At 71.0% G+C, this 26997-nt stretch carries 21 protein-coding genes; 10 read left to right on the top strand and 11 right to left on the bottom strand.

Features of this window, described 5'->3' with window-relative positions; translation table 11 throughout:
• The first annotated feature begins 46 nt into the window (after positions 1–46).
• The 4 genes from P3T34_RS28300 (at position 47) to P3T34_RS28285 (ending at position 8422) form a co-directional block, all read left to right on the top strand.
• Entirely contained in the window at positions 47–6742 is a 6696-nt protein-coding gene (locus tag P3T34_RS28300; RefSeq protein WP_280668855.1) for a polymorphic toxin-type HINT domain-containing protein, read from the top strand.
• Positions 6732–7058: a hypothetical protein gene (locus tag P3T34_RS28295; protein ID WP_280668854.1), complete on the top strand. Its 327-nt coding sequence runs from the start codon at positions 6732–6734 to the stop codon at positions 7056–7058. The genes P3T34_RS28300 and P3T34_RS28295 overlap by 11 nt, the downstream gene beginning before the upstream one ends.
• A gap of 315 nt (positions 7059–7373) precedes the next feature.
• Complete coding sequence (locus P3T34_RS28290; protein ID WP_280668853.1) at positions 7374–7838, top strand: hypothetical protein; 465 nt, start codon at positions 7374–7376, stop codon at positions 7836–7838.
• Positions 7839–7963: 125 nt separating this feature from the next.
• The gene (locus P3T34_RS28285) at positions 7964–8422 is read left to right on the top strand and encodes a hypothetical protein (protein WP_280668852.1); all 459 of its coding nucleotides are present in this window, start codon (positions 7964–7966) and stop codon (positions 8420–8422) included.
• A gap of 267 nt (positions 8423–8689) precedes the next feature.
• On the opposite strand, the gene asnB is transcribed toward P3T34_RS28285, so the two are convergent.
• The 10 genes from asnB to P3T34_RS28235 all read right to left on the bottom strand — a co-directional run bounded on the left by asnB (position 8690) and on the right by P3T34_RS28235 (position 18983).
• A complete protein-coding gene (asnB, locus tag P3T34_RS28280) occupies positions 8690–10534 on the bottom strand; it encodes an asparagine synthase (glutamine-hydrolyzing) (RefSeq protein WP_280668851.1) in 1845 nt (614 codons plus the stop codon).
• Between the two features lie 9 nt (positions 10535–10543).
• Positions 10544–11527, bottom strand: coding sequence for an alpha/beta hydrolase (locus tag P3T34_RS28275; protein ID WP_280668850.1), 984 nt, complete (start codon positions 11525–11527; stop codon positions 10544–10546).
• 200 nt (positions 11528–11727) lie between these two features.
• Complete coding sequence (locus P3T34_RS28270; protein ID WP_280668849.1) at positions 11728–12801, bottom strand: hypothetical protein; 1074 nt, start codon at positions 12799–12801, stop codon at positions 11728–11730.
• Entirely contained in the window at positions 12798–13178 is a 381-nt protein-coding gene (locus P3T34_RS28265) for a hypothetical protein (protein WP_280668848.1), read from the bottom strand. The genes P3T34_RS28270 and P3T34_RS28265 overlap by 4 nt, the downstream gene beginning before the upstream one ends.
• Positions 13179–13194: 16 nt before the next feature.
• Positions 13195–14400 (bottom strand): hypothetical protein, encoded by a 1206-nt coding sequence (locus P3T34_RS28260; protein WP_280668847.1) that lies wholly within the window; start codon positions 14398–14400, stop codon positions 13195–13197.
• 20 nt (positions 14401–14420) lie between these two features.
• Entirely contained in the window at positions 14421–15524 is a 1104-nt protein-coding gene (locus P3T34_RS28255) for a hypothetical protein (RefSeq protein WP_280668846.1), read from the bottom strand.
• 137 nt (positions 15525–15661) lie between these two features.
• Positions 15662–16351, bottom strand: coding sequence for a phosphonatase-like hydrolase (locus tag P3T34_RS28250; protein WP_280668845.1), 690 nt, complete (start codon positions 16349–16351; stop codon positions 15662–15664).
• Positions 16352–16366: 15 nt separating this feature from the next.
• Entirely contained in the window at positions 16367–17488 is a 1122-nt protein-coding gene (locus P3T34_RS28245; RefSeq protein ID WP_280668844.1) for a TIGR03364 family FAD-dependent oxidoreductase, read from the bottom strand.
• Positions 17489–17658: 170 nt separating this feature from the next.
• The gene (locus tag P3T34_RS28240; RefSeq protein ID WP_280668843.1) at positions 17659–18297 is read right to left on the bottom strand and encodes a phosphatase PAP2 family protein; all 639 of its coding nucleotides are present in this window, start codon (positions 18295–18297) and stop codon (positions 17659–17661) included.
• Positions 18297–18983, bottom strand: a complete 687-nt coding sequence (locus P3T34_RS28235; RefSeq protein WP_280668842.1) for a DedA family protein — start codon at positions 18981–18983, stop codon at positions 18297–18299. Before P3T34_RS28235 ends, P3T34_RS28240 begins: the two co-directional genes overlap by 1 nt.
• A 137-nt stretch (positions 18984–19120) precedes the next feature.
• Here P3T34_RS28235 and P3T34_RS28230 point away from each other — a divergent pair, with 137 nt between their 5' ends.
• The 5 genes from P3T34_RS28230 to P3T34_RS28210 all read left to right on the top strand — a co-directional run bounded on the left by P3T34_RS28230 (position 19121) and on the right by P3T34_RS28210 (position 24908).
• Entirely contained in the window at positions 19121–19513 is a 393-nt protein-coding gene (locus P3T34_RS28230) for a BlaI/MecI/CopY family transcriptional regulator (RefSeq protein WP_280668841.1), read from the top strand.
• Positions 19510–20529 carry a M48 family metalloprotease gene (locus P3T34_RS28225; RefSeq protein WP_280668840.1) on the top strand — a complete coding sequence of 340 codons (1020 nt, stop codon included), beginning with the start codon at positions 19510–19512 and terminating at the stop codon, positions 20527–20529. Before P3T34_RS28230 ends, P3T34_RS28225 begins: the two co-directional genes overlap by 4 nt.
• 21 nt (positions 20530–20550) lie before the next feature.
• Positions 20551–21537, top strand: a complete 987-nt coding sequence (locus P3T34_RS28220; RefSeq protein WP_280668839.1) for a carbohydrate kinase — start codon at positions 20551–20553, stop codon at positions 21535–21537.
• A 137-nt stretch (positions 21538–21674) separates the two neighbouring features.
• The gene (locus P3T34_RS28215) at positions 21675–22994 is read left to right on the top strand and encodes a GAF domain-containing protein (RefSeq protein ID WP_280668838.1); all 1320 of its coding nucleotides are present in this window, start codon (positions 21675–21677) and stop codon (positions 22992–22994) included.
• A gap of 156 nt (positions 22995–23150) precedes the next feature.
• Positions 23151–24908, top strand: coding sequence for an alkaline phosphatase family protein (locus P3T34_RS28210; protein WP_280668837.1), 1758 nt, complete (start codon positions 23151–23153; stop codon positions 24906–24908).
• A 94-nt stretch (positions 24909–25002) separates the two neighbouring features.
• Here P3T34_RS28210 and P3T34_RS28205 read toward each other — a convergent pair whose 3' ends face one another.
• Complete coding sequence (locus tag P3T34_RS28205) at positions 25003–25503, bottom strand: SsgA family sporulation/cell division regulator (protein ID WP_280668836.1); 501 nt, start codon at positions 25501–25503, stop codon at positions 25003–25005.
• Between the two features lie 345 nt (positions 25504–25848).
• Here P3T34_RS28205 and P3T34_RS28200 point away from each other — a divergent pair, with 345 nt between their 5' ends.
• Positions 25849–26994 (top strand): hypothetical protein, encoded by a 1146-nt coding sequence (locus P3T34_RS28200; RefSeq protein WP_280668835.1) that lies wholly within the window; start codon positions 25849–25851, stop codon positions 26992–26994.
• Positions 26995–26997 lie beyond the last annotated feature (3 nt).

Raw genomic sequence — 26997 nt, 5'->3', positions numbered from 1 at the left:
TGGTCCGAAGGCGACGATTGCGGGGACTCCCGTGTGGGCGCAGGCGGTGAAGGCAGCCGGTGGCGCCAGCAGCTCGGGGTCGGCGGATGTGCACGTCAGTGTGCTCGACCAGAAGAAGACGGCCGCGCTCGGCGTCGCCGGGGTGGCCTTCAGCGTCGAGGGCGCGGGCACCGGTCAGGGTGGCACCCGGGTCGGTTTGGACTACTCGGCCTTCGACCAGGCCTATGGCGGTAACTACGGTTCCCGCCTGCATCTTGTGTCCTTGCCGGCGTGTGCGTTGACGACGCCGCAGGTGGCGGCGTGTCGCGTTCAGACTCCTCTGCCCACCACGCGCGATGTGGTCGGCAAGTCCGTGTCGACCGTCCTGACCCCCGCCCCCTCGACGCGCAGCGCGTCCGTGCAGGCGGCACCGTCGGCTTCGGCGCAGGCTCTGTCGGTGTCGTCGGTGGTCGCGGCGACGGATTCGACCGGTCAGGAGGGCGGCGCGGCCGGTAGCTACGCGGGGGACTCCCTGCAGCCCAGCGGGAGTTGGGCTGGTGGTGGTTCGGCGGGGTCGTTCACCTACCAGTATCCGATCACTCTGCCGGGGGCGTCTACGTCGAAGGCCCCCACACTGGGTCTGGGTTATGACTCGGGTTCGGTGGACGGGCAGACCTCCTCGACGCAGGCGCAATCGTCGTGGGCGGGTGACGGGTGGTCGACGCCGGATTCGTTCCTGGAGCAGACGTTCGCCTCGTGTGCGGACAGTCCGGAGGGGACCGCGTCGCCGTCGGTGACGAACGACGAGTGCTATGCGGGGCCGGTCCTGACGCTGTCCCTGAACGGGTCCACCACCTCGCTGGTCTTCGACGCCTCGAAGGGCACGTACACGCCCGCCGACAACAACGGCGAGACGGTCACGCATGTGACCGGTTCCAATAACGGCTCGGGTGCGTACAACACGGATTACTGGACGGTGACGGACCGCTCGGGCACGGTGTACCAGTTCGGCCGCAACCAGCTGCCGGGCTGGTCGGCGGGGAAGGCTGCCACCAACTCGGTGGACACCGAGCCGGTGTACTCGGCGCACCCGGGCGACCCGTGCTACAACGCTGCCGGGTTCAGCTCGTCGGTGTGCACGATGGCGTACAAGTGGCATCTGGACTACGTCAAGGACGCCCGCGGGCAGGCGATGTCCTACTACTACAACCAGGACACCAACTTCTACGGCGAGAACCTGGGCGCGACGAACGTCTCGTACGTGCGTGACTCCTACCTGGCGCACATCGACTACGGCTTTATGGACGGCGGCGCGTACGGGACCGTTCCCGACCAGGTCGTCTTCACCACCGCGCCGCGCTGCACCGCCACGACCTGCGACCCGCTGTCCGCCACCACCGCGGCCACCGAGTACCCGGACGTGCCGTTCGACCTCGTCTGCGCGAGCGGCGCCACCTGCACCTCCTACGGGCCGGGATTCTTCTCCACCGTCCGCCTCGCGCAGATCACCACGAAGCAGTACTCGACCGCCACGTCCGCCTATGTCCCGGTGGACACCTACACGCTGACGCAGAGCGAGCCCGCCACCGGTGACGGGACGTCACCCACCCTGTGGCTGGCCTCCGTGACCCGTCACGGCAACGACACCAGCGCCGGCCCCGGTGGCGCCATCACGATGCCGGCGGTCACGTTCACCGGTCAGGACCTGCAGAACCGGGTCGACACCACCAACTACCCCGGCCTGTACCGCTACCGCCTGTCCTCGATCACCACCGAGCTCGGCGACGTCGTCGGCGTCAGCTACACCCTGCCCAACCCCTGCACGGCGGCCTCGGTCGCCTCCCAGGACCCCTCGACCAACACCGGGTCCTGCTACCCCGTGTACTGGACACCCAAGTTCTACACGGCGCCGATCCGCGACTGGTTCCAGAAGTACGCCGTCAGCCAGGTCCTGGAGTACGACGGCACCGGCAAGTCCACCACCAAAGCCACCACATACACCTACGGCGGTGGCGCGGCCTGGCACTACGACGACAACGAGCTCGTCCAGGCCAAGTACCGCACCTGGGGCCAGTTCCACGGCTACGCCACTGTGACCACCAACACCGGCGACGGCGCCAACGACCCGCAGACCCAGTCGACCGCCAGCTTCTACCGCGGCATGGACGGCGACTACCTCACCCCCACCACCAACCGCACGGTCACCCTCACCGATTCCCAGGGCGCCGGGCACACCGACTCCCCGCAGTTGACGGGTGATTTGCTGGAGTCCACCGCTTTCGTGGGCGCGGGTGGCGCGATCGACCACTCGGCGATCAGCTCGTACTGGATCTCCGCGCCCGTCGCCACCCGCACCCGTACCGGGCTGGCGCCGCTGACCGCCACCAGCACCCGGGTGGCGGAGACGTTCACCCGTCAGGCGCTGACCGACGGCGGCACCACCACCTGGCGCTCCACCGAGAACGACAACACCTACGACACCACCACCGGGCTGCTGACCACCGCCTACACGCACACCGTCCCGGTCAACCCCGCCTACGACCAGTGCACGACGTCCACCTACGCGCCGGCGAACACCGCCCTCAACATCGTGGGTCTGGTCGCCTCCCAGGAGAGCGACTCGGTGGCGTGCTCCGGCTTCACCGAGGCCGCGATCCCCTCCGCACCCTCCGCCCTCAACACGCTGGGCGCGCCCGCGAGTGTCAACCGCCCGGCGCAGGTGGAGTCGGCCACCCAGACGTTCTACGACGACCCGACCTTCGCCACCACCTTCCCCCAGACCACAGCTCCCACGGTCGGCAGTGTGACGATGGTCCGTAAGGCCGCCGACTACACAGGCGGCGCGTTCACCTGGCAGACCACCGCCCGCAGCACCTACGACGGTTACGGGCGCCCGACCAAGACCTACGACGGTGACGGCAACGCCACCACCACCGCCTACACGGTCAACTCGGTGGGCCTGACCACCGGCGCATCCGTCACCAACGCCAAGTCCCAGACCAGCCAGCAGACCTTCGCCACCACCCGCGGCCTGCCACTGACCGCCACCGACGCCAACGGCATCGTCACGACCACCCAGTACGACGCGCTGGGCCGAGCGACCGCGACATGGCTCTACTCCCGCCCCACCACCGCGCCGGCCAACACCCTCACCACCTACACGGTGTCCAACACCGGCCTGTCCGGCACCACCACGCAGCAGCTCAACGACTCCCTGGGCTACGCGACCTCCATCACGATCCTCGACGCGCTGGGACGCGTACGCCAGACCCAGACCCCCACCCCGCAGGGCGGGCGCATGATCACCGAGTCGTTCTACGACTCACGCGGCTGGGTCCGCAAGACCAACAACCCCTACTGGGACTCCGCCAGCCTCCCCACGCTCGCCCTGGCCTCGTTCCAGGACTCCACGATCCCCAACCAGGACGTCTACACCTACGACGGCCTGGGCCGCGCCGTGGTCGACACCTCCTACGCCTACTCGGTCGTCAAGCAGACCACCACCACGGTGAACACCGGCGACACCACCACCGTCTTCCCGCCCACCGGCGGCACCGTCAAGTCCACCGCCACCGACCCGCTCGGCCGCACCAGCAACGTCACCGACTACACCACCCCGCCCACCCTGGTGACACCGGCCAACACCTTCAACGGCACCTGGTACACCACCGGCGGCACCGCGGCCAGCACCATCGCCTACGGCTACGACGGCCACGGCAAGCAGTCCACCACCAGCAACGCCGGCTCCACCTGGACCACCACCTACAACCTGCTGGGCCAGGCCGTCGCCAAGAGCGACCCCGACGCCGGCACCAGCACCACCGTCTACGACGGTGCCGGCAACACCCTGCAGACCACCGACGCCCGAGGCGCCAGCACCTCCCTCACCTACGACGTCCTGGGCCGCAAGACCGCCCAGTACGCCGCCCCCACCTCCGCCCAGTCCACGGCCAACGAGAGTGCCTCCTGGGTCTACGACAACGACAACGCCGTCACCGGCGTCACCAACGCCGTCGGACAGGCCACCACCACCACCGCCTACAACAACGGCAACGCCTACACCACCCAGTCATTGGGGTTCAACGTCTTCGGCGAGTCCATCGGCCAGAGCGTGACCATCCCCTCCGCCGCGCAAGGCACCGTCCTGGGCCGCACCTACACCTTCAAGCACGACTACACCCCCAACACCGGCCTGCTCTACGACGACGTCTACCCCCTCGCCGGCGGCCTGCCCTCGGAGGTCGTCACCCACACCTACGCCACCGCCCTCGACCTGCCCGCCGGTCTGGCCGACTCCAGCTACGGCTACTCGCAGGGCACCACCTACGACGCCTACGGCCGCGTCACCCAGGAGACGATCGGCAGCAGCACCCTCCAGGCCTACCTCACCAACACCTACGACCCGCACACCGGCGCGCTCACCGACCAGCTCGTCTCCCGCTCCAACACCGGCACCCCCACCCCCGTCGACAACCAGGCCTACACCTACGACCCCGCCGGAAACCTCACCCAGCAGGACAGCACCCGCCTCGGCACCAGCACCCCCGCCGAGAGCCAGTGCTACACCTACGACCCCCAGGACCGCCTGAGCAGCGCCTGGACCGCCACCTGGGCCACCACCAACACCTGCACCATCGCCCCCACCACCACCGCACACACCCAGGTCACCGACACCCTCGGAGCCGCCAGCGCCTACTGGACCAGCTGGACCTTCACCCCCACCGGCCAACGCGCCACCCAGACCCAGCACAACCTCACTGGCGGAACCGACACCACCACCACCGACACCTACAACGGCAACGGCACCAACCAGCCCCACACCCTCACCAGCGATACCCCCGGCGCACCCGCCACCGGCGACAGCTACGCCTACGACGCCGCCGGCAACATGACCACCCGCACCACCCCCGCCACCGGCGCCCAGACCCTCACCTGGAACACCCTGGGGCAACTCGCCGCCATCACCCCCCAAGCCACCGGCGCCTCCTACCTCTACAACGCCGACGGCAGCCTCCTCATCAAGACCGACCCCGGCAAGACCACCCTCTACCTGCCCGGCGAACAGATCACCCTCAACACCACCACCAACACCGCCAGCGGCGTCCGCTACATCCCGCTGCCCGGCGGCGGCACCGTCGTGCGCACCGGCGGCGGCAGCAACTACAACTTCGAGATCACCGACCCCCACGGCACCGCCGACCTCACCCTCGACTCCACCGCCCAAACCCCCACCTGGCGCCAGTTCACCCCCTACGGCGCCCCCCGCGGCACCACCAACAACTGGCTCGACGACCGCGGTTTCCTCAACGCCCCCAACGACACCACGACCGGTCTCACCGCCCTCGGCGCCCGCCAATACGACCCCAACACCGGCGCCTTCATCAGCCTCGACCCCCTCTTCGAAGCCACCGACACCCAGCAACTCAACGGCTACACCTACGCCGCCAACAACCCCATCGGCGCCAGCGACCCCACCGGCCTCATGAAAGAGCCCGACTTCTACGGCGGCGCCGGCTACACCAACCAAACCGCCTGTGACCAGGCCTGCCAAGCCACCCTCCCCACCGACATCCCCGAACCCCCCATCCCCGACACCAGTGGGTTCGACCGCCCCGCGCACCGCACCGCGTGGATCAGCCACGGCTCCGGCGGCGGATTCTTCGAACAGGCATGGGGCGCGTTCAGCCACAAGATCGTTCAGACCGTGGTCGGCGGCTATCACACCTCGATGGGCCAAATCGACGACCTGGCCACCTGCGCGACCGGTGGTAGTGCCAACTCCTGCGCAAACGTTTTTGTCAACCTCGAACTTGGGCCCGCACTGGCGGCCGTCGGTGCTGCCACGGGGTTGTACCAGGACCTGAGCGAGATCGGTACGAACGTCCAGGACGGCAAGTACGGGGCCGCCACAGGAAACTCGACCTTCCTCGCCCTCTCCCTCGCCGGTGACGGCGATGGCGAAGCCGTACGAGGCCTGGGCTGGGGCGACCGACTCTCGACCATGTTCGACAGGGGGGACATCCCCACAGGCTGCACGAACAGCTTCCCCGCTGGCACGCTCGTCCTGCTCTCCGACGGCACCACCAAGCCCATCGAAACCCTTGCCAAGGGTGACATGGTCACCGCCACCAACCCCGAAACCGGAACCACCAGCCCTGAAGCTGTCCTAGCCACCATCGTCACCCCCGACGACCAGGACTTCACCGACCTCACCATCAAGTCGCCCAACTCTGCGACTGCTGACAGCACTACGCTGACCTCCACCCAGCATCACCCATTCTGGGACGTCACCACCCAGAGCTGGACTGACGCAGGCCACCTCAAGCCCGGCGATCAAGTCCGGACAGAGGACGGACAGGCAGCCGACGTCATCAGCGTGCGCAATTACCACACCGCGCCTCACACTGCCTACAACCTCACCATCGCCAACCTGCACACGTACTATGTACTCGCTGGCGCCACGCCGGTTTTGGTGCATAACGACGACCCGCTTCCCACACAGGTGCAGGGTAGGAATCAGCCGCTGACTAGCAAGCAAGCGACTGATCTGGCCAAATTCCTCGGATATCGTGATACGGGCCAGCGGCTCAAGGGTCAGAAGATCTTCACAAATGGGAAAACGTTCATATCTCAGGATATTGGCGACGGAGATGGCTCTCACAATGGCGGGACTTGGAAACTGGCTAAGTCTATAAAGGATCTCGGCAGTAAATCAACGCGCACCGGAACGTACGATGCCATGCTGAACAAGATTGGCTGCTGAATTCGTGATGGATTCAAATTCCAGCGAAAACCCTGATATGTACTGGAGTGTGGTCGTTCCGGGAATGACCGAGGAGCAAGCAGACTGGCTGCTCTCGGAGGGCGGAAAGGGGCCCCATGGCCTCTTGGGCTCGGTAGTTGATCCTACCTATTTCCTGTCGCTTCACATCGACCGTCACTCGGCGGAAGTCCTGAAGGAAGCTCTCCTGTTGCTGGAGTCCGGCAGTGCTGGAACTGAAGCGAAGGGAATTGGGCGTGGATTGCGAGAGGCTGTTGACGACTGGATCGACGGAGGAGGAAAATATTTGAATGACTGAGTGTTCGTAGAAAATTTCTGCGGATATTTGGCTTGACGGCTTGCACAGAGAAGAAACAACAGACACGACTTCGCTGGCTTGATTGCCACACCCGAAGCAGTGGTCCCAGCACGGTAATTGATTCCTGCATTTGGAGGAAGGGGTGGCGAATAGCCTCATCGAACCTATTTTCGATGAGGCTATTCGTACATCACGCGGCAATGCCGGTCAGCTGATGCTGCATGATCTACATTTTCTCGTCGTAATCAGGTGGCGACCGTCATCGCCCCCTTTCGGGTGTAGATCGCGAGGGTAAGGATGGCTGCCGCAGGTGACGTGAGCCAGTTCGGGCTGCAGTGGGCGTGGTGGAGGATTCGCCCCACTGTCGCTGACCTCCACGCATACTATGTGCTCGCCGGCGCCACGCCAGTTCTTGTCCATAATGATGATGCCAACGACCTAGGTGCGAGTCGCGAAGAGTATATTGCGCGGCTGGTTGGCGGATCCGTGGCAAAGGATGCGAATGGGCAGGATATTCGGGCAGTCATGCCGAATGTGGGTTCAACAGGCTTGGATGTGGTCGGTCGGAATGGGGAGTACATCTTCGTTGGTGGTGGCGCAAAGGCTAAGAATCCGGCAAACTTCGGAAAGCTTCTCAAGATCTCAAAGTACGTTGCGGACGAAGCTGGCGTAACGGCACAGCACTATCTTGCCGACAACACCCCGGACTCGGCGGTGGCTCAGGCACGGAAGGTATTTGGAGATGAAAATGTTCATATCTTCACACTGCCGGAGTGCTGACAATGCCTGACGGCTACATTCGGTGGTATCGCGAGCGAACTGGGACGCGAGGTTTCATTGAGCAGGTCAAATACTTTGACGCTCACGGACTCCTTGCGATCCATCCAGACCGGAGGGTCTTCGTGATGCTGGATGTTGATGGGAATGACGTTCCGATAGGGCTCGACGAAGCAGATCGTCTGCTGAGTCTTCGGCTAGGGTCGGTCAGTGTGACCTGGTGGCTTTCGGAAGACGTTGATGTGGTGTGTGAGTACTCCTATGAGCCGCTCGGATGTGAGATCCAGACATTCCGGCTGGATGGTCTGACGGTTAGGGAGATTGAGACAATCCAAGATGCCCTAACGGCGGCCGCCAGGGCGTTTCCAGCCTCTACCCACGCCCTGATCATCGACTGCCATGGTGTTTCTGAGCCGGAGATATGGGACTCGCTAATTCTTTATGGCGGCACTCGTGTGCCCAGGCTCCCAGACCTTGTCCTCGCCCGAGGGCCGGTCGCATCGCAGCTGCTAAGTATTTCACCGAAATTCCACGGACCGGACATCGGACAAGGGCTGACTCGCATCGAGTTGCGCCAATCTGCGTGAAGTAGCCAAAAGCCCCGCCGAGTTTCCTTGGCGGGGCTTTTGGGCGTCTTGGCGGCAGTAGTTGACGGCAACGTCAACGGATTGGGGCTGCACAATGCGGCGGGTCGTCGCTGTCGTCGGGCCCGGTGGCGGCCTCGAAGGGCCTGCCGAGAGTACGGCCGAGGAGGTCGATGGCGTCGCGCTGGAGGCGGAGTCGGACGTGGGCGTAGACGGTGGCGGTGGCGGTGACGCCGATGTGGGCGTGGCCGAGGATGCTCCGGCCGCCGGTCAGCGGAGGTCGAGGTGGACCTGGTGGTGGTGGAGCCAGGTGTGGAGGGATAGGAGGAGTTCGGTGGGTTGGCGGGTGTGCGCAGCCAAGGTGTCGGGTTTGGTGGCTTGGCGGAGGGCTTCGGGGTTGAGGAGGGGGTGGAGGGGGGAGGTGGGGTGGTCGAGGAGGGATTCGAGGGCTTGGCGTAGGGATGCGGCGTAGGCGGGGTCCTGGGTGAGGGGATAGGGGCTCTTCGGGCGGGAGGAAATCGAAGCGGGGAGGAGGTCGGTGGTGGCGGCGCGGAGGATGCTCTTCTCGCGGCCGTCGAAGGACTTCATCGACCAGGGGATGTTGAAGGCGTACTCGACGAGGCGGTGGTCGCAGAACGGGACGCGGACCTCCAGGCCGTGGGCCATGCTGAGGCGGTCCTTGCGGTCGAGCAGGTAGGGCACCGAGCGGGTCAGGTGCAGGTGGGCGAACTCGCGCATCCGGTGCTCGGCGGCGGATTCGCCGGCCAGGTGCGGGACGGCGCGCAGGGCTTCGCGGTAGCGGGCGGCGCGGTAGCCGTCGAGGTCGAGGTCGCGGAGGAGGGTAGGGGCGAGCAGGGATTCGCGGGCGGGGGTGCCGGCCGGGGAGAAGAGCTGGGCGGCGGCGATCCACGGGAAGGTGTCGGCGGCGATGACCGCCGGCTGGTGGAACCACCAGTAGCCGCCGAAGAGTTCGTCGGCTGCCTCACCGGAGAGCGCGACCGTGGAGTGCCGGCGCACCTCCTGGAAGAGCAGGTAGAGCGAGGTGTCGCTGTCCCCCAGGCCGAGCGGGAGGTCCCGGGCGCGGAGCACGGCGTCCCAGTGGCGGGGGTCGGTGAGCGCGACGGTGTCCAGGACGGCCTCGCTGTGCAGGGTCCCGGCGTGGGCGGCGAGGGCGCGCGCGAAGGGGGCGTCCGGGCTGGCGCGCTGCGGGTCGGGGGTGAAGTTCTCGGTGTGGTGGGTGAAGTCAACTGCGAAGGAACGGAGTTGGGACGCTCCCAGGTGGCGCGCGGCGAGGGCGGTGATGATGCTGGAGTCCAGGCCGCCGGAGAGCAGGGTGCTGAGCGGGACGTCGGCCACCAGTTGGCGGGCGACGGTGTCCTCCAGGAGTTCCCGGACGACACCGATCGTCGTGGGCAGGTCGTCGGTGTGCTCGCGCGCCTCCAGCTGCCAGTACGGCTGCTCGCGCAGGCTGGCACGAGAGACCAACACCGTGTGCCCGGGCCGGACTTGGCGCATCCCCCGGTAGACGGCGTGGCCGGGGGTGACGGTGAATCCGAGGAGTTCGCGCAGGCCGTCGAGGTCGACGACGGGTTCGACGGCGGGGTGGGCGAGGAGGGCCTTCGGCTCGGAGCCGAAGAGCACACCGTCGGCGGTGCGCTGGTAGTAGAGCGGTTTGATGCCCAACCGGTCACGGACGAGCAGCAGTTCCTCGGTGCGCGGGTCCCAGAGGGCGAAGGCGTACATCCCGTTCAGTCGGGTGACGAAGGCGCTCCCCCACTCCAGGAAGGCCCGCAGCACCACCTCGGTGTCGCTGCGCGAGCGGAAGTGGTGACCACGCGCTTGGAGTTGGGCGCGCAGCTCCTGGTGGTTGTAGACCTCGCCGCTGTAGCTGAGGACGAGGACCGTACGGCCGTCCTGCTCGACGGTCATCGGCTGCGCGCCGCCGGCGGGGTCGATGACGGCGAGCCGGCGGTGGCCGAGCGCCGCGTGCGGGCTGGTCCAGATCCCGGCGGCGTCCGGCCCGCGCGGGGCGAGCGAGGCCGTCATGGCGTCGATCTCGTCCGTCCGGGCGCTCAGGTCCTGGTCGAAGGAGATCCATCCTGCGATCCCGCACATCGCGAACTCCTAGTACTGGGCCTGGCAGTGGGTACCGAAGTGCTCGACCGGGTTGGTGTAGGGCAGGCCCTCGATCGACTGGCCGGTGCAGAAGCGGGCAAGCAGGTCGGCGAGGTCGTCGGGGCGCTCGACGGGGGCCAGGTGGTCGGACTCCGTGATGGTGGTGAAGCACGCGGACGCCAGCAGTCCGGCCACCTGGCGGCCCATCACCGGCGTGCAGAGGGTGTCGTACTCGCCGGTGACCACCAGGCCGGGCAGAACGGGCAACGGTTCGGGCCGGTACCACTCGTGGCGCATCAGGCGGGTGTTGTGCTCGGCCGACTTGCGCAGCTGCTCGGCGTCCTGGCCGGCGATCTGCTGGTAGACCAGCCGGGCCACGGCAGCGTGCCGCCGGACCGGGGCCCAGCCTGGCGGGGACATGAAGCGGTCCGTCAACTCCCGTGCGATCACCGCCGTCTGGCCGCCACTCTCGATCATCGCTGCCCAACGCTCCATCGCTGCCGTGTAGTCGTCGGGGATCCGCGGGGTCATGCCGACCAGCGCGAGGCGCTCGACCAGCTCGGGGTAGTGCTGGACGAAGCGCAGCCCGATCGCGCCGCCGTAGCAGACGGCCACCAGATTGACGCGGGGGATGGCGAGTTCGGTCAGCAGATGCCGGACTCCGGCGGCCAGGAAGTCGATTCCGTACTTCGCAGGCAGGAAATCCGCGTCACCATAACCGGGAAGATCGACGGTGATCATCGAGCCCAGCGGCGCGAGGCGTTTCTCGTAGCGGAGCCAGGAGTAGCGGTCCTGGGAGGAGCCGCCGAGGATCAGCACCGGCTCGGTCTGCGGCCGGCCCTGACGCACCGTGCGGCAGCGGTAGCGGAAGCCGTTGAAGCTGAACTCCCGCTCCTCGACCACGGGTTCACCGGAGGGTACGGCCCGGTCGGGAGCCGGCAGCCGGATCGGCGCGCGCTCCGACTCCGCAGCAGTGCGGACGTCAGCTGCCATAGGTGACTCCAGATATTCGGGACGGGCCTACATTCTCACTTCTGCCGAGGGGGGTCAGGAGCCAATGTCCATGACTCGTCCGGGCGAAACCTCCTCTCAACACTCGGACGTGAGAGCGATATAGGAATTCACGCACGAATACGCCACGTCGTTTCATGCCCCCGGACCGACGGACGAACAGACGGACGGATCGACGGCGGTCAGGCCGGTGCACCGGCTCCGCTCAAGGACGCCAGACTCTGCCGGACGCGCTCCGCCTGCGGGTCGTCGGAGGCGAGGTCCGCCAGCAGCGGGAGGAGCAGGGCACGGGCGGCGTCCGGGCCGTGGGCCTCGCCGGTGAGCCAGGCGTGCGCGTGGCGCAGGCGCAGGGTGTCCGGGTCGGTGCCGCCGAGGGCGGCGGTGGCATCGCGGACGATGTCGCCGAGCAGCGCGGCGGCCTGGGCAGGACGGTGCGGGGCGCGGACGTCGGCGACCCGGTAGGCGAAGCGGGCGCGGGCGAGCAGGCCGTCGCGGGTGAGGGCGGTGCCGTGGGCGGCGTTGCGGGCGAGGGCGAGTTCGGGGCCGGTGTGCACCAGGCGGTGGCACGGATTGGGCGGCTGGGTGCGGGCGGGCAGGCCCGCCGGGACGGCGCCGAGGGCGACCGCGAGGCGGCGGTGGATCAGCGGCAGGTCGAGGTAGGGCGGCCCGTCCGGCACGCCGTCGCGCAGCAGGGCGGTCAGCTCGGCTGCGAAGCCGGTGATCCGACTGCCGGGCGGGACCAGGGCCTTGCGGGTGCGGTCGGCGGCGGTGAGCAGGTTGACGTCGGCCGCCGCCGGCAGGTCCAGGGCCAGACCGCCGAAGCAGCAGTCCAGCCAGGCGACCCGGTGCAGCGCGCGGGCGGCCGAGCCGCCGACCAGCTCCAGGACGGCCTGCGCCGCGAGGGCGGTGTGCGGCACCCTCGCCGGGTCGGAGCTGGTCCCGGGCAGCGCGAGGTGCAGGCGCCGGGCCCCGTCCAGCACGCCGTGCCCGGCGTAGTAGCAGAGCAGCAGGCCGGTGGCCTCGGCGGCGACGGCGGCCAGCGGGCGCAGCACGTCGGCGGGGCTCTGCGGGTCGTGGATGCGGACCACGTGGTCCCAGCGCAGCAGCCCGGTCGGCCCGGTGAGCGTGTCGGCCAGCTCGTCGACGGAGGCCACCGCCTCGGGCAGGTCCGGGAGCCCGGGGTCATGGAACGATCCCGCGCCCACCAGCACCGCCCAGGAGGTCTGCGGATCGGGCAGCAGCGGCGGCCAGTTCACCCCTGCTCGGCCTGGTCGGGCTCCTGCGGGTCGAGGAAGCGCTCCAGCTGACCGATCAGCACGGCGGAGTCCCGGGTGCCCTCGGCGCTCAGCTCGATCTCGCTCCCATCGGCGCGGCGGACCCGGAAGGAGACCTTGCCGCGGTGCAGCCGGGCGGTCAGCCAGATACCGAGCGGGCCGGTGACGAGCGCCCCGAGGTCGGCGGCGCAGTGCACGGCGTCGGCGACGGCGCCCTGCTCGCCCGGACCGGGTGCCACCGTGCGGTTGGCCACCCGGCCACGCAGGTCGGCGTCCTGGTTGAGGAACTCCTGGAGGTCGCGGGCGTCGGCGTCGACCTGGTCGGGGGCGCCGTCGAAGGCGATGACGAGCTGGGTCATGGTGGGTGGACTCCGTTCAGAGGGGCGGGCGGCCCGCCGACGGCGAGACGGCGGGGGCGGACGAGGAGGAAGAAGAGGAGGAGGAAGCGGTCGCGGCTTGGCGGGTGCGGAACCGGTCGTCGAAGAGCGGCCGGTGCGCCGCGACCTCGTACGGCAGCCGCAGCGCGGCCGCCGCCTCGGTGGGGGTGCAGAACTCGTCGAGCAGCCGCTCGCCGGGCCCGTAGTCACGGTCGTGCAGGCCCTGCTGGTAGCTGCGGTCCAGTCGGACGAGGTCGAGCGCGGTGAGGTTCTGCCAACCGGCCGGCTGTTCGGGCGGTGCGACGTCGAGCACGACGGCGCCTGCGCCCGCGCCGGGCCCGCCGATGGTGCCGGCCACCAGTTGGGCCAGCCGCGCCGGGAGAGCGCCGGCGGCAGCCAGCGTGATGCGTAGCCGGTAGCCGGGGAACGCGACGCGACGCAGCGCCTGGTCGAAGTGGCCGGCACCGGCGGCGGCGGCCGGGGAGCCGGGGAGCGTCCGCTGCCAGGGCGGCGCGGTCAGCCCGGCGGCGGCGAGCCGGTGGTACTCGCCCGCGTACCGACGGAGCAGGTCGACCTCGCCCGGCCCGAGCCGGATCGGCTCCAGGGCGACCGAGAGCACCACCGGCACCGGCGAGGAGGCCAGCTCGGCCCAGAGCGGCTCCCAACTCACGCCGGACGGTTCGAAGTCGGCGACCAGGACGGCGGACTCCCGGTTGGTGTCCGGGCGTTGGAGCGGCAGCGGGGTCAACCGCCGCCGGATCTCCACCAGCCGGCAGCCGCCGGTTCCCCGGGCGACGGTGTCCAGGGGGTCCAACTCGGCCAGCAGCTCGGACGGTTCGAGGATCTCAGCGGCCGCGACGTGCCCCGGCAGGGCGGCCAGCCGCTGTCGCAGCGCGAGCGCCCCGCGCTCGGCCGCTTCGGGCGCGCCGGCCACCGTCTGCGCCAGCAGCACGCAGCGCAGCAGACCGCCGGGCCCGCCGGTGTACCGCAGGTCGAAGCGGGTCGGCGCACCCGGACCCGACCCGTCGGGCTCAGCGGGCCGGCACTGCGCCTGCAGCCAGGCGAGTTCGGCCGCGACGGCCTGGCGTCGGCGTTCCTCCTCCGCCAGGTCCAGGTAGCCGCGGTGCTCGGCGAGTGCGCGGGCGGGGGCCAGCCGCAGTCCGACCCACCCCCAACTGCCGTCGGGGGTGGTAGTGATGAGCACGCCGCCGGAGTCGGCGCCGGTCACTGCTCGGACGCGCCCGACGCCCAGCCGTCCCCGACCGTCGGCGGCCCGGCCGGCCTGCGCGGGGGCCCGGACGGCGGCTGCGCCACGGGCGCGGTCGGCGACGGCGCAGGAGCCGCCGGCGCCACCAGTGTGTGCGGCGACGGTCCATGCGCTGCCGGTGCGTGCGCTGCCGGTGCGTGCGGCGACGGTGCGTGCGGCGACGGCGCCTGTGCCCGCGCGCGCTCCAACGGCTGGCCGTACGGCACCGGCGCGACCGGGCCGGCGGGCGGCGCCGGCCGCCGCTCGACCAGCGGCGGCGCGCTCGTCGGGAACCCGAACGCCGCCGGCACCTGCTCCCGCTCGATCGCCGTCACCAGCCCCTCACGGCACACCGCGTGCACTGCCTCGCGCATGGCCCGGATGTTCTCGGTCCGCAGCATCGCCCAGGCCAGGTCGGACCGGCCGAAGATACTGCCGAGGACGTCGCCGAGGAAGCGCGCGATCAGCTGCCATCCGCGCCGGGTCCGCCACATCTGCCAGCCCAGGTACATGCTGTCGCCGTAGCGGAAGACCGAGATGGTGGCCTGGCAGTCACCGGCGGCGAGGGTCAGCCGGCCGTTGGACTGCTGGGCGCCGATGCCGGTCTCCAGGCGGCGGAAGTTCACCTGGAGCGGGAAGTTCCGGTACCGCAGGACGCCGCAGATCTTGTGGTAGGTCGACTGCACATCCTGCTCGGTGCGGTCGTGCAGCAGCACCCGCCACTCGCCGATCGGCTCGGTCAGCCGGGAGAACAGCAGCACGAGGAGGAAGACCAGCGGCGAGTCATAGATCAGGATCAGCCCGAAGCCGCCCAGCCCGCTGCTGACACTGTCCCCGCCGTACCCGTCGCCGCTGCCGGAGAACGCTGCCACCAGGCTGGCGATCGCGAAGGGAAGCTGCACCGCGAAGGCGATGGCGGCGACCACCGAGGCGCGGGCCAGGAGCCGCCAGACCGTCCGGCCCGACACCCGGTCGTCCAGCTGCACCTCGACCGGCTGGTGGCGCAGCGTCTTGTCCAGATAGGCGCTGTTGCCGTTCCCGCCGTCCCACCCAGGAACGGGCAGGGCGTTGCCGTTGATCATGTATCCCCCGTCGCAGACCGATCCGCAAACCTCAGTATTCGGTCAGCATGGTGGCACGGCACGCGATTTATTTCACCTGCCGTAACCAGGAACGGGCTCGGGGTGACGGCGGATCGCCGTCACCCCGGTGGGAGCAACTACGCCCCGAGCACGCCCGGCAGCTCGGCGATCGAGCCCAGCACGTGCGTGGCGCCGTCGGCGCGCAGCCGCTCGGCGTCGTGCGCGCCGGTCAGCACGCCGGCCACCACGGACGCGCCCGCCCGCACACCGGTGAGCATGTCGTAGCCGGTGTCACCGGACACCGCCATCTGCTGCACCGCGTCGGTGCCGGTGCGCAGCAGCGCGGTCAGCGCGAGGTCCGGGTACGGGCGGCCGCGGCCGGCGTCGGCCGGGCAGAGCGTCAGGTCAGCGATGTCCTGCCAGCCCAGCGCCTTGAGGATCTGGTCCTGGGTGGGCCGGGAGAAGCCGGTGGTGAGGACGACCTTGCGGCCCTGCGAGCGGAGCAGCTCGATGGCCTCGGCGGCGCCCGGCAGGGCCTCGCAGTGACCGGCGTCGACCAGGTCGTGGTAGGCCGCCTCGAACGCGACGTTGGCCTGCTGGGCCTTGTCCTCGGCGCCGAACAGGTGGCGGAAGACGGAGATCTTGGACTCGCCCATGGTGGCCCGGACGTGCTCCAGCATGCGCTGGTGCTCGGGGCTGCCGGCCTCGACGCCCAGCGCGTCGGAGGCGGCCTGGAAGGCGCGCTCGACCAGGCCGTCGTCGGCGACGGTGGTGCCGGCCATGTCCAGGACGACCAAGCGGATGTCGGTGCTAGCGGTGCTGCTCACAATAATCAACTGCCCTTACAGGTTGATGAGTTCGGCGGTGGTCTCGGCGATCGCCGGCGAGCAGGTCATGCCGCGGCCGCCGGGGCCGGTGACCAGCCAGACGCCGTCGCGCACCCGCTCGCGGTGCACCACGCGGGTGGTGTCGGTGCACTGCGCGTACACCCCGGCCCAGCGGCGGCGGATCCGCGGCAGCGGCCGGCCGAGCAGCTCCTCGGCGACGCCGGCCAGGTGCTCGTACGGCGCCTCGTCCACGTCGAAGGAGAACGGGTGCTCGTACTCATGGGTGTCGCCGATGGTGAGCCCGCCGTCGCGGCGCTGGACCATCAGCAGCTGCATCTTGTGCTCGGCGGCGACCGGCGGCTGCGGCTGCGCGGCCTTGAGCTGCTCCAGCGCGTCGCCCGCGAAGGCGGGGTAGTAGCGGAAGCTGTCGCCGTCGGCGACGGAGGTGGTCAGCGGCTCGTCCAGCGGGTCGGTCTGCATCATCTGCAGCCGCACCCGGCGCACCGGGAGCTCGGGGGCGAGCTCGCGCACCAGGCCGCCCAGCCAGGCGCCGGTGCAGAGCAGCACCACGTCGCCGGTGTGGACCTGACCGTGGTCGTCGCGGACGGCGTTCTCGCCGACCACCTCGCGGACCTCGCGCCCGGGCAGGAAGGTGTAGCGGCCGCTGGCCAGCAGCGCCTCGCGCAGCGCGGGCTGCGCGGTGCGCGGCTCGACGGCGCCGTCCCGCTCGCAGTGCAGCGCGCCGAGCAGCTTGCCGCGCAGGGCGGGGTTGAGGGCGCGGGTCTCGGCTGCGTCCAGCAGCCGGAAGCCGCGCGCCCGGGCGTCGTCCCGCAGCAGGGCCTGCTCGGCGACGGCCAGCTCGGCCTCGGTGCGGATTGCGGTGAGCGAGCCGTTGGCCCGGAAGCCCAGCGCGGGCACCCGCTCGCCGATCCGCTCCCACAGCTCGCGCGCCCGCAGCGCGGTGGCCAGCTCCTCGCCACCGGAACGCCCGCTGACCCAGACCAGGCCGAAGTTGCGTACGGACGCGCCGCGCGCCTCCGCCTCGCGCTCCAGGTGGACGACCTCGTGACCGCGCTCGACGGCCTGCCATGCGTGCATGGTCCCGAGCACGCCTGCTCCTACGACAATGACTCTCATGGCGTCCAGGCTGCGTGGCCAGGGTTGCCGATGGGTGACGAGGCAGCGACCAGCAAGCCAACAATCGCCAAGTTGTACAGCCAACATTGACCAGCCAAGCACCAGGAACGACGAAACCGGGCCGGCGCCGCCACAGCGGCACCGACCCGGCAGGCCAGCTACGTCGAACCTCAGGCCGCGACGCCCCCGGCCCCGCCCCCGGCTCCCAGCAGCGCGCCCAGCGGCCCGCTGCGCGCCCGGTCGACCAGCGGCGCGGCCCGCCCGGCGACCCGCGCCAGCGGCAGCGCGACGAGGGTGCCGACCAGCGCGCCGACCACCACGTCATGCGGGTAGTGCACGCCGATCCAGACCCGCGAGACGGCCATCAGCACGGCGGCGACCAGCGCGATCCGGCCGATCCGGCGACTGACGAACCAGAGCGCGACGGCCGCGGCGAAGGCGATCACCGAGTGGTTGCTGGGGAAGGACCAGTCGGTGGGCTGCGGGCAGGTCTCCAGCGAGACACTGCCGACGATCTGCCGGCACGGCCGGACCTCGTCCACCAGGCTCTTGAGGACCGAGTTGACGGCGTAGGCCACGACCACCAGCACCGGCGCGGCGAGCACCTGGGCCATCACCACCGAGCTGGTCCGCCGGGCGTGCCACCAGACCCAGAGCATCAGGACCGCGAAGAGGCCGAGGCCGAAGTCCGACCAGACCTTGATCAGCTGGTCCAGCCAGTGCGGGGAGTCGGCCGCCCAGCGGGTGACCGTGGTGTAGAGGCCGCCGTCGATCCGGCTGCCGTCGTACGCGAGGAGTACCTGACTCATCAGGCATCACCCCCGCGGCCGTGGTCGTGGCCGTGGTCGGCGGAGTCGGCGGCGCGGGCCGCCTTGCGGGCGCGGAGCAATTCGAGCGCAATCGGGATCACAGAGACAACTACTACCAGACCGATGATCGGGAGCAGATATGTGTCGATGTTGGGTACCGACGAACCGAGCGCGTATCCGGCCATGACGACGCCGATCGACCACAGCGCGCCGCCGACCACCTGCCAGAGCGTGAAGGTGCGCCACGGCACCTCCAGTGCTCCGCACATCGGATTGAGCACCGTGCGCACCACCGGGATGAAGCGGGCCAGCACGATGGCCTTGCCGTAGCCGTAGTCGGCCAGCAGCTGCTCGGCGCGCTCGACCCCGTGGTGCAGGCTCTTGTTCTTGGAGCGGCGCAGCAGCGCCTGGCCACCGCGGGCGCCGATCAGATAACCGACCTGGGCGCCGACCAGCGCGCCGACCAGCGCGGCGGGCAGCACCTGCCACAGGTGCAGCCGCGGTCCGCTGGTGGTGCCGGGCACGCAGAGCAGGCCCGCGGTGAAGAGCAGCGAGTCGCCGGGCAGGAAGAAGCCGACCAGCAGCCCCGTCTCCGCGAACAGCACGACGGCGATGCCCAGCGCGCCGAACGCTGCGAGCAGCGACGAGGCGTCCAACACGTTGACGGCAAGGAGCGTGGACGGCATCGACAAGATCGACTGACCTCCCATACTGGCGGACCTCCCATACTGGTGCGGGCGGTCCCACTCGAACGCGCCTCAACCGTCTACAGTGACGTAGACGGTCTACACGACTGTAGACGAAGACTGGAGGTCACGTCGACATGCCAGAGTTGCCCGCGCGCCGCCCCTCCGGAGAGCTCGAAGCCCAGGTGCTCGCCGCGCTCTGGGCCGCCCACCAGCCGCTCACCCCGCAGGACGTCCAGCTCGCCCTCGGCAGCGGCCTGGCCCGCACCACCATCGCCACGATCCTGGCCCGGCTGCACGACAAGGGCACCGTCGGACGGACCCGGGCCGGGCGCGCGTACGCCTACACCCCGACCGTGCGCGACCCCGCCGGCCTGGCCGCCCGCCGGATGCGCACCGAGCTGGACCGCGAGGCGGACCGCTCGACCGTGCTGGCCCGCTTCGTCTCCGACCTCTCGGACGACGACGAGCGCCTGCTGCGCGAACTGCTGAGCGAGGGTCCCGAGACCCGCGAGAGCAGCGGCCCGTGAACATCGCCGTCTGGGCGCCCTTCCTGGTCCCCTTCCTCGCCGCCCCCGTCGCCCGCCGACTGGCCGACGCGCTGCGCCCGCGCGCCGCCGCCTGGATGCTCACCGCGACGATGGTCGGGCTGGCCGCGGCCAGCACCGTCTCGCTGGGCCTGCTCGCGGTGGCCGGCCTGCTGCGGATCCCGCTGGTGGCCGCGCTCGGCCACCTCTCGCTGCCCTGGCTCAGCCACGCCTCGCCGAGCGCCGTCCTGATGGCCGGACCGGCCGCCGGCGCGCTGCTGGTAGCCTGCGGGCTGGCGCTGCGCACCGCGCAGCTGCACTACACCGACCTGCGCCGGGCCCGCGCGGCGGTCGACGGCGGCGCCACCCGCCGCCCCTGGTCCCTCACCTCCCTCACCTCTCTCACCTCCCTCACCTCCCTCGCGTCCCTCGCGTCCCTCGTACGGCCCGAGCACCCGCTCGCCGTCCTGGACGACGACCGCGCCGACGCCTACGCGCTGCCCGGCCGCCCGGGCCGGATCGTGGTCACCGCCGGCATGCTGCGCGCCCTGCCCGCACCCGAACGGGCCGCGCTGCTCGCCCACGAACGGGCCCACCTGGCCTGCCGCCACCACCTCTTCCTGGCCGCCGCCGCCTACGCCGCGGTGATCCACCCGGCGCTGCGCCAGCTGAGCACGCCGCTCGGCTTCCACCTGGAGCGCTGGGCCGACGAGTGCGCCGCCCGCGCGGTCGGCGACCGGGCGGTGACCGCCCGCGCGGTCGGCCGGGCCGCGCTGGCCGCCGCCCGTACGCCGCGCCCGGCCCGGCCGTTCCTGGCCCCGGCGGCGGCGGCCGGGCCGGTCCCCCGCCGGGTCGCCGCGCTGCTCTCCCCGCACCCGCGCACCGGCGCCCGGCGCCGCTCGGCGGCCGCACTGGCACTGGTGGCCTGCCTGGCGGTCAGCGCGACCGCTACCTTGGACGCCACCACCGACCTGCACCGCGCGGTGGAGACCGCCCAGGCCTCCACCCCGCAGCGCTGACCCAGTTACCCAGGGGGACAGTTGAGCATCACCGTGCTCGGCGAGTGCGTCGCCGACGCCTTCGTGCAACCCAGCGTCGCCGCGGGCGAACTCGGCCTGCGGGTGCTGCCCGGCGGCGGCCCGGCCAACACCGCCACCGCGCTGGCCCGGCTCGGCACCCCCACCCGGCTGCTCGCCCGGCTCTCCGCCGACCCGTTCGGCGCGCTGTTCCGCGAGCGGCTGACCGCCGCCGGTGTCGACCTCGGCGACTGCGTGGCCGCCGCCGAGTCGTCCACCCTGGCGATCGCCGCGCTGGATGCGAACGGGCAGGCCGGCTACTCCTTCCACGCCGAGGGCACCGCGGACTGGCAGTGGCAGCCGGCCGAGCTCGCGGCGGTCGATCTCACCGGCACGAGCGCCGTGCACACCGGCTCGCTCGCGCTGGTGCGTGCCCCCGGCGGCCGGGTGGTGGAGAACTTCCTGGTCCGTGCCCGCGCGCACGCCACCATCTCGATCGACCCCAACGTCCGCCCGCTGCTGGTCGCCCCCGAGCGCTACCGGGAGCGCATCGCCCGCTGGTGCGCCCTCGCCGACATCCTGCGCCTGTCAGCCGACGATCTCGCCCTGCTCCGTCCGGGTGTCACCGCCGAGCAGGCCTGTGACGAGTGGCACGCACTGGGCGTCCCGCTCGTCGTGCTGACCCTCGGCGAGCACGGCGCGCTGGCCTCGCTGGACGGCGTCCGGCTGCACGTGCCAGCCGTTCGTACACATGTCGTCGACACCGTGGGCGCCGGCGACGCGTTCACCGGCGCCCTGCTGCACTGCCTGGACAGGCACGGCCTGCTGGGCGGCCGACTGGCCGGCCTGACCCTCGAACACGTCGCCGAGGCCTGCCGGTTCGCAGCCGAAGCAGCGGCCCTGACCTGCGCCGTCGCCGGAGCCGAGCCGCCCCGCGCGGACCAACTGGGCGGCGCAGGCCGCCCCGCGGCGCGAGATCTTCCGACGGACCGTCAGAAACTGGTGCGGTAGAACCGGCGCGCTTCGGCCCGCGCCCGTGCAAGGATCGCCCGCCCGGCCGCTCACGAGCACCCGTACGCTGTGGGCGACAGGGCCGCGCGGCCTTGTCGCGGCCGAGCGGGACCGGACTGCGGTGAGGGGAGCACACGATGCGGGACTCCGCACACCTGGGCCGGACCGGCGAGGTCTCCCGCGAGGCGACCGCCCAGCTGGCCAAGGCGCATGAGGACGTCGTCACCGGGAACATCCCCCGCCAGGCGCCGCGCCCCGAGATCGGCGACTCCTGGGAGCGGGTGCGCCGGCTCGGTCTCGACCCCGAACACGGCCGTACCCCCGAGCATCTGAGCACCGCCGAGGTCGAGCACCGCCGCCGCTCCAGCGGACTGGACGCCGTGCTGCCGGCCCTGCGCAGCACCCTGCTCGACCCGACCACCGACCTGCCGCTGATCCTCGCCGTCGCCGACTCGCAGGGCGACGTGCTCTGGCACGAGGGCCCGCGCCAACTGCGCCGCAGCGCCGACCTGATCGGCTTCATGACCGGCGGGCGCTGGGGCGAGGAGTCGGTAGGTACCAACGGCATCGGCACCGCGCTGCGCACCGGCCGCCCGCTGCGGGTGCACTCCGCCGAGCACTACCTGCGCAACCAGCACTCCTGGACCTGCGTCTCCGCCCCGGTCCGCGACCCGCGCACCGGCCGGGTGGCCGGCGTGGTGGACCTCAGCGGCCCGGCCCGCGGCGTCCACCCGCAGCTGCTCGCGCTGGCCGTCACCGCCGCCCGGCTGGCCGAGACCGAGCTGCGGGCCGCCCAGTTGGAGTCGCTGCACCGGCTGCGCACCGTCGCGGCCCCGGTGCTCGCGCAGTCCCTGGGCCCGGCGCTGGTGGTGGACCGGGACGGCTGGACGGCCGCCACCGCGGGCCTGCCGCCGGTCACCCGGCTTCGTCTGCCCACCGACGGCTGGGGCTCCGCCTCGGTGCACTGGCTGCCCTCGCTGGGCGAGTGCGCCGTCGAACCGCTCGCCGACGGCTGGCTGGTTCGCCCGCTGAACGGCTCGGCCCACGCCGTCTCCGAGCAGGCCGAGGGCGCCCGGCTGGTGCTCGACCTCAGCCGCACCGACCGGCCCGGGCAGACCGCCGCCGAGCTGGCGGACGGCCTGTTCGGCGAGCCCAGCCGGACGGTCACGGTGCGCGCCGAACTCTCCCGGCTACGGCGCTACCTGGGCGGGCTGCTGGAGCACCGGCCCTACCGCTTCGCCGCCTCCGTGCAGGTCGAGGTGGTCGGCCCGGCCGACCCGTACCAACTGCTGCCGTCCTCCTCCGCGCCCGGGGTCCGCCGGCTGCGGGCCCTGTTGGACGGAGGATCGGTTCTGCTGCCCGGCTGCCGCGAGATGGGCACCGGAACGCCGGTGGACGACCCCGACCGGCACGTCCCGGGCCCGCGCAGACAGCAGGACGACGCGGTGACCGCATGATCCGCCGGTCACGTCCATAACGCGTTGGCCCGGTGTTCCCGGGCCGGACAGCCGCAGACGCTCCAATTGACCAGTGCACGACGGTGCTTCGGATCAAACGGATGGGTGGACCGGATAATGAGTCACGTTAGACGAGCGCTTGGCGGCGTTTTCGCGATGATGGGTGCCCTGCTCGTGGTCGCCGCGCCCGCACACGCGGCCACCACCAGCGGCAATCTGATCGTCAACGGCAACGCCGAGGCCGGTTACTGCACCACCGACTGGACCGCGGCGACCACCATGCCCGGCTGGTCGGTGCTCTCCGGCAGCCCGGCCGTCGACTGCTACTCGGTCGGCAGCTTCGGCCTGCCGAGCGGCACCGACGCCGGCAAGGCCTTCTTCGGCCCCGGCAACCAGGGCGACGGCGCGATGCAGCAGAGCGTCGACGTCTCCTCCGCGGCCACCGCCATCGACGGTGGCGGCGTCAGCTACAACCTGTCCGGCCTGCTCGGCGGCTGGACCACCTACGCGGGCTACGTGCAGGTCTCGCTGCAGTTCAAGGGCGCCACCGGCCAGCAGCTCGGCTCCACGGCGAACCTGCCCACCGTCTCGGCCGCCGACCGCTCCAACACCACCTCGATGCTGGCCCGCAGCGCCACCGGCGCCGTGCCGGCGGGCACCCGCTCGATCCAGGTCGAGGCGCAGTTCCTGAACAGCTCGGGCGAGTCCGGCTACCTGGACAACCTCTCGCTCACCCTGAACACCCCGGTCACGGCGGCCGTCCTCGCCCCGCCGGTCTCCCAGGTGCCCGGCTACGACCACGTCTTCACGGTCATGATGGAGAACACCGACTACAGCGAGGTGATGGGCGACCCGGCCGACACCCCGTACATCCACAGCCTGATGGCGCAGGGCGCCAACATGACCAACCAGCACGGCGTCTACCACCCCAGCGACGAGAACTACCTGGCCGTCGCGGGCGGTGACACGTACACCACCGGCGCGATCTACTGGCCCAACATCAAGAACCCGGCCACCAACCTGGGCGACACGGTGGAGGCGGCCGGCAAGACCTGGAAGGCGTACGAGCAGGGCATGGGCACGCCCTGCAACACCACCACCCAGTACGACGCCAAGTACGAGCCGGACGACGCGCCCTTCATCAACTACACCGACATCAGCGGCAATCCGACCCGCTGCGCGGCGCACCTCTTCGACACCACCCAGCTGACCACCGACCTGAAGAGCGCGGCCACCACGCCGAACTTCTCCTGGATCGCGGCCGACGACTACTACGACGGCGAGGCCTCCGGCAACGGAAACGCCACCAGCCTGAAGACCCAGGACACCTGGCTGCAGCAGACCCTGGCGCCGATCATGCAGTCCCCGGCCTGGACCACCCAGAAGTCGCTGATCCTGCTCACCTGGGACGAGGACAGCGGCGAGGCGGACAACCACATCGCCACCGTCGTCGTCGGCTCGCAGGGCACCGTCCCGGCGGGCACCAGCAGCACCAGCCGCTACGACCACTACAGCACCGCCCGCACCATCGAGGCGGCGCTCGGCCTGCCCGGCATCACCGCCAACGACACCTACGCCACGCCGCTCAACGACGCCTTCAAGCCGAGCTCGGCCCCCGCGCCGACCACCACGCTGACCACCGCAACGCCGAGTGTCAGCAACGGCTCCAGCGTCACCTTCCAGTACGCGACGCCGGCCGCGACCACCAGCTCGACCAACTGGATCGGCATCTACCCGGTGGGCGTGACGCCCGGCCAGCAGTCCTCGCTGACCTGGCAGTACGCCCCCAACAGCAGCGGCAGCCTGACCTTCAACACCAGCAGCCTCTCCGGCCCCGGCAGTTACGCGGTCTGGTACCTGTACAACGACGGCTACACCGCGCTGGCCGGCCCGCTCACCCTCACCGTGAGCTGACCGCCTCCGCACAGAACGCCACAGAACGCCGCAGGCCGCCAGGACAACCGTCCCGGCGGCCTGCGGCGTTCTCACAATCTCAGTGGTCGCCGAATCAGCGGTCGCCGAAGAGGAACTGCGACAACTGGGCGTCGGTGGGCCCGCAGTCCGGCTCGGTGCCCTCCGGGACCTCGGCGTAGGTGCGCTCCAGCCACTGCCGGATCCTCGGCGCGGACGCCTCCAACAGGGCGCTGCCGTACGGGGATTCCAGCGCCAGGTGCAGGGTCGCGCCATGGCAGGGGCAGTGCGCGGGCCAGAGCCGGACGTCGCCGTGGCCGGTCAGGCCGCGCAGGCCGTCGCGGAGCAGGTCCCGGGAGAAGACCCAGTCCACCTCGTCCGGGCGGCCGAGGTGGAAGGTGACCAGGACCTCGTAGGGCCGCCGCGGCTCGTAGCGGAAGCGGGTGGGCACGGTGCCGACCCGGTCGCTCCCGAGGGCGATACGCAGGGTCAGGACGTCCTCCACCGGGAGGGCCTGGCGCAGGTGCGGCAGAGCGGGCAGGCCGGAGCGGGCCGGCTGCGGGGCATGGGGACTGGCGGACAGTGGATCGCGCGGCATGGCAGATTCTCCGGGGGGAGGCGGGACCGGGCCAGCCTGCTCCGCCGCCCGCCCGGCCCGCAAAGGTTGCACAGGGTTGCAATGCGCCGCCGTCACCTGCCCGGCCGCACCCCCGTCCGTCCCAGCGAATCCGACGGTACGTCAACTCGACTGCGGCGGCAGGTGGTCGGCGTTATTGATCTGCATTGATCCGCTGCCGATGCGGCGGGCACTTCGCGGCATGCCGCTGGTAGTCTCGTGCTCTTGCCGACATGGGTGGGTGCGCGGGGGCGCCGATGCGACCAGCGGCAGGTGCGGCAGGTGCGGCAGGCAGAGCCCCAGGCTCTCAAGCAGGAAGGGAGTCCGGTGGCTCACCGGGAGGGCGCCCCTGTGGTGGCGCACCGTGCGACCGATCAGCCGGAGCGGGTCGTCGCGCATGGCAGGCACGGGCGGCCCAAGCCGCTCGGCGGGCAGTTCCGACTGCCCGTGTTCAGGGTCTCCGGCGCGGCAATGGCGATGTCCACCGTGGTCGGGATCAGCATCGCCACCACCGTGCTGATCAACGAGCAGCAGCGGGTCGGGGCGGACGCCCGGATGGCCAGCGCGCGCGTCACGCCGCTGGCGCCCGAGCTGGCCGCGAGCCCGTCGGCCGCCCTCGCCTCCCCGGCGGCGGGCCGCGGACCGGCGCACCCGGCCGCGCCGTCCGGGTCGGTCGGACGCGGCCCAGGGGCGTTCACCGGCCCGGGGCACTCGGTGCCGACCGGGCCGACGACGGCGCCGCCCGGGCCGGACGCGCTCACCGCGACGTCCGCGCCGACGCAGGCACCGACGAGCACCTCGCCGTCGCCCTCTGGATCGCCCTCGGCCTCCGGATCGGCCTCCTCCTCGCCGTCCCCGCACGAGACGCACGCGAGCCCGACGCCGAGCGGGCCGCTCCCGCCCGGGCTCGCGTCCGCGCCGTCCCACCCACCGGTGCCCATCACCTCGCCCACGCCCACCCCGACGCCCACCCCGACGCCCACGCCCACGCCCGACCCGACGCTCACCCCGCCGACGACGCCCACGCCCGCGCCCGCGCCGACCCCCGCCCCCGACGCGATCACCAACGCGGCCGGCAGCATCGTCCCCGCCGGCGGCCGGGGCGGCGCCGGCATCGGCCTCCAGCGCACCCTGACCCTCACCGTGACCGAGCCGCTGGCCGCCTTCGAGATCGACATCCGACTCGACGCCACCGACGCCGGCGCCGCCTCGGCGATGGCCTGGAGCACCCTGCCCGGCGCCCGGGTCTCGCTGGAGCAGCAGGACGACGGCTCCGTGCTCTACCGCTTCACCCCGCAGCCCGGCGATGACGTCCAACCCGGCGACTACACCTTCTCCGTGCAGGACTCCGCACCGAGCCCCACCCCCGAGGTGACGGCCGCGGACAGCTGGACGGCCTCCGGCTTCGCCCTGGACGACCCCCGCGCGGTCGCCTCCCACGGAACCTTCGCACTACCTGCGGAAGTTGGCTGACGC

Origin of the sequence: Kitasatospora sp. MAP12-44 (assembly GCF_029892095.1) — a bacterium.
In the GTDB taxonomy this organism is placed as follows: Bacteria; Actinomycetota; Actinomycetes; order Streptomycetales; family Streptomycetaceae; genus Kitasatospora.
The sequence above is the reverse complement of the archived record's forward strand: the minus strand, read 5'-3'. Positions and strand labels throughout refer to the sequence as shown.

Bases quoted from the DNA above. Each gene is read 5' to 3' on its own strand.
- P3T34_RS28285 (WP_280668852.1), top strand. From the start codon at position 7,964: ATGCTGGATGTTGATGGGAATGACGTTCCGATAGGGCTCGACGAAGCA.
- asnB (WP_280668851.1), bottom strand. From the start codon at position 10,534: ATGTGCGGGATCGCAGGATGGATCTCCTTCGACCAGGACCTGAGCGCC.
- P3T34_RS28275 (WP_280668850.1), bottom strand. From the start codon at position 11,527: ATGGCAGCTGACGTCCGCACTGCTGCGGAGTCGGAGCGCGCGCCGATC.
- P3T34_RS28265 (WP_280668848.1), bottom strand. From the start codon at position 13,178: ATGACCCAGCTCGTCATCGCCTTCGACGGCGCCCCCGACCAGGTCGAC.
- P3T34_RS28255 (WP_280668846.1), bottom strand. From the start codon at position 15,524: ATGATCAACGGCAACGCCCTGCCCGTTCCTGGGTGGGACGGCGGGAAC.
- P3T34_RS28245 (WP_280668844.1), bottom strand. From the start codon at position 17,488: ATGAGAGTCATTGTCGTAGGAGCAGGCGTGCTCGGGACCATGCACGCA.
- P3T34_RS28240 (WP_280668843.1), bottom strand. From the start codon at position 18,297: ATGAGTCAGGTACTCCTCGCGTACGACGGCAGCCGGATCGACGGCGGC.
- P3T34_RS28235 (WP_280668842.1), bottom strand. From the start codon at position 18,983: ATGCCGTCCACGCTCCTTGCCGTCAACGTGTTGGACGCCTCGTCGCTG.
- P3T34_RS28230 (WP_280668841.1), top strand. From the start codon at position 19,121: ATGCCAGAGTTGCCCGCGCGCCGCCCCTCCGGAGAGCTCGAAGCCCAG.
- P3T34_RS28215 (WP_280668838.1), top strand. From the start codon at position 21,675: ATGCGGGACTCCGCACACCTGGGCCGGACCGGCGAGGTCTCCCGCGAG.
- P3T34_RS28210 (WP_280668837.1), top strand. From the start codon at position 23,151: ATGATGGGTGCCCTGCTCGTGGTCGCCGCGCCCGCACACGCGGCCACC.
- P3T34_RS28205 (WP_280668836.1), bottom strand. From the start codon at position 25,503: ATGCCGCGCGATCCACTGTCCGCCAGTCCCCATGCCCCGCAGCCGGCC.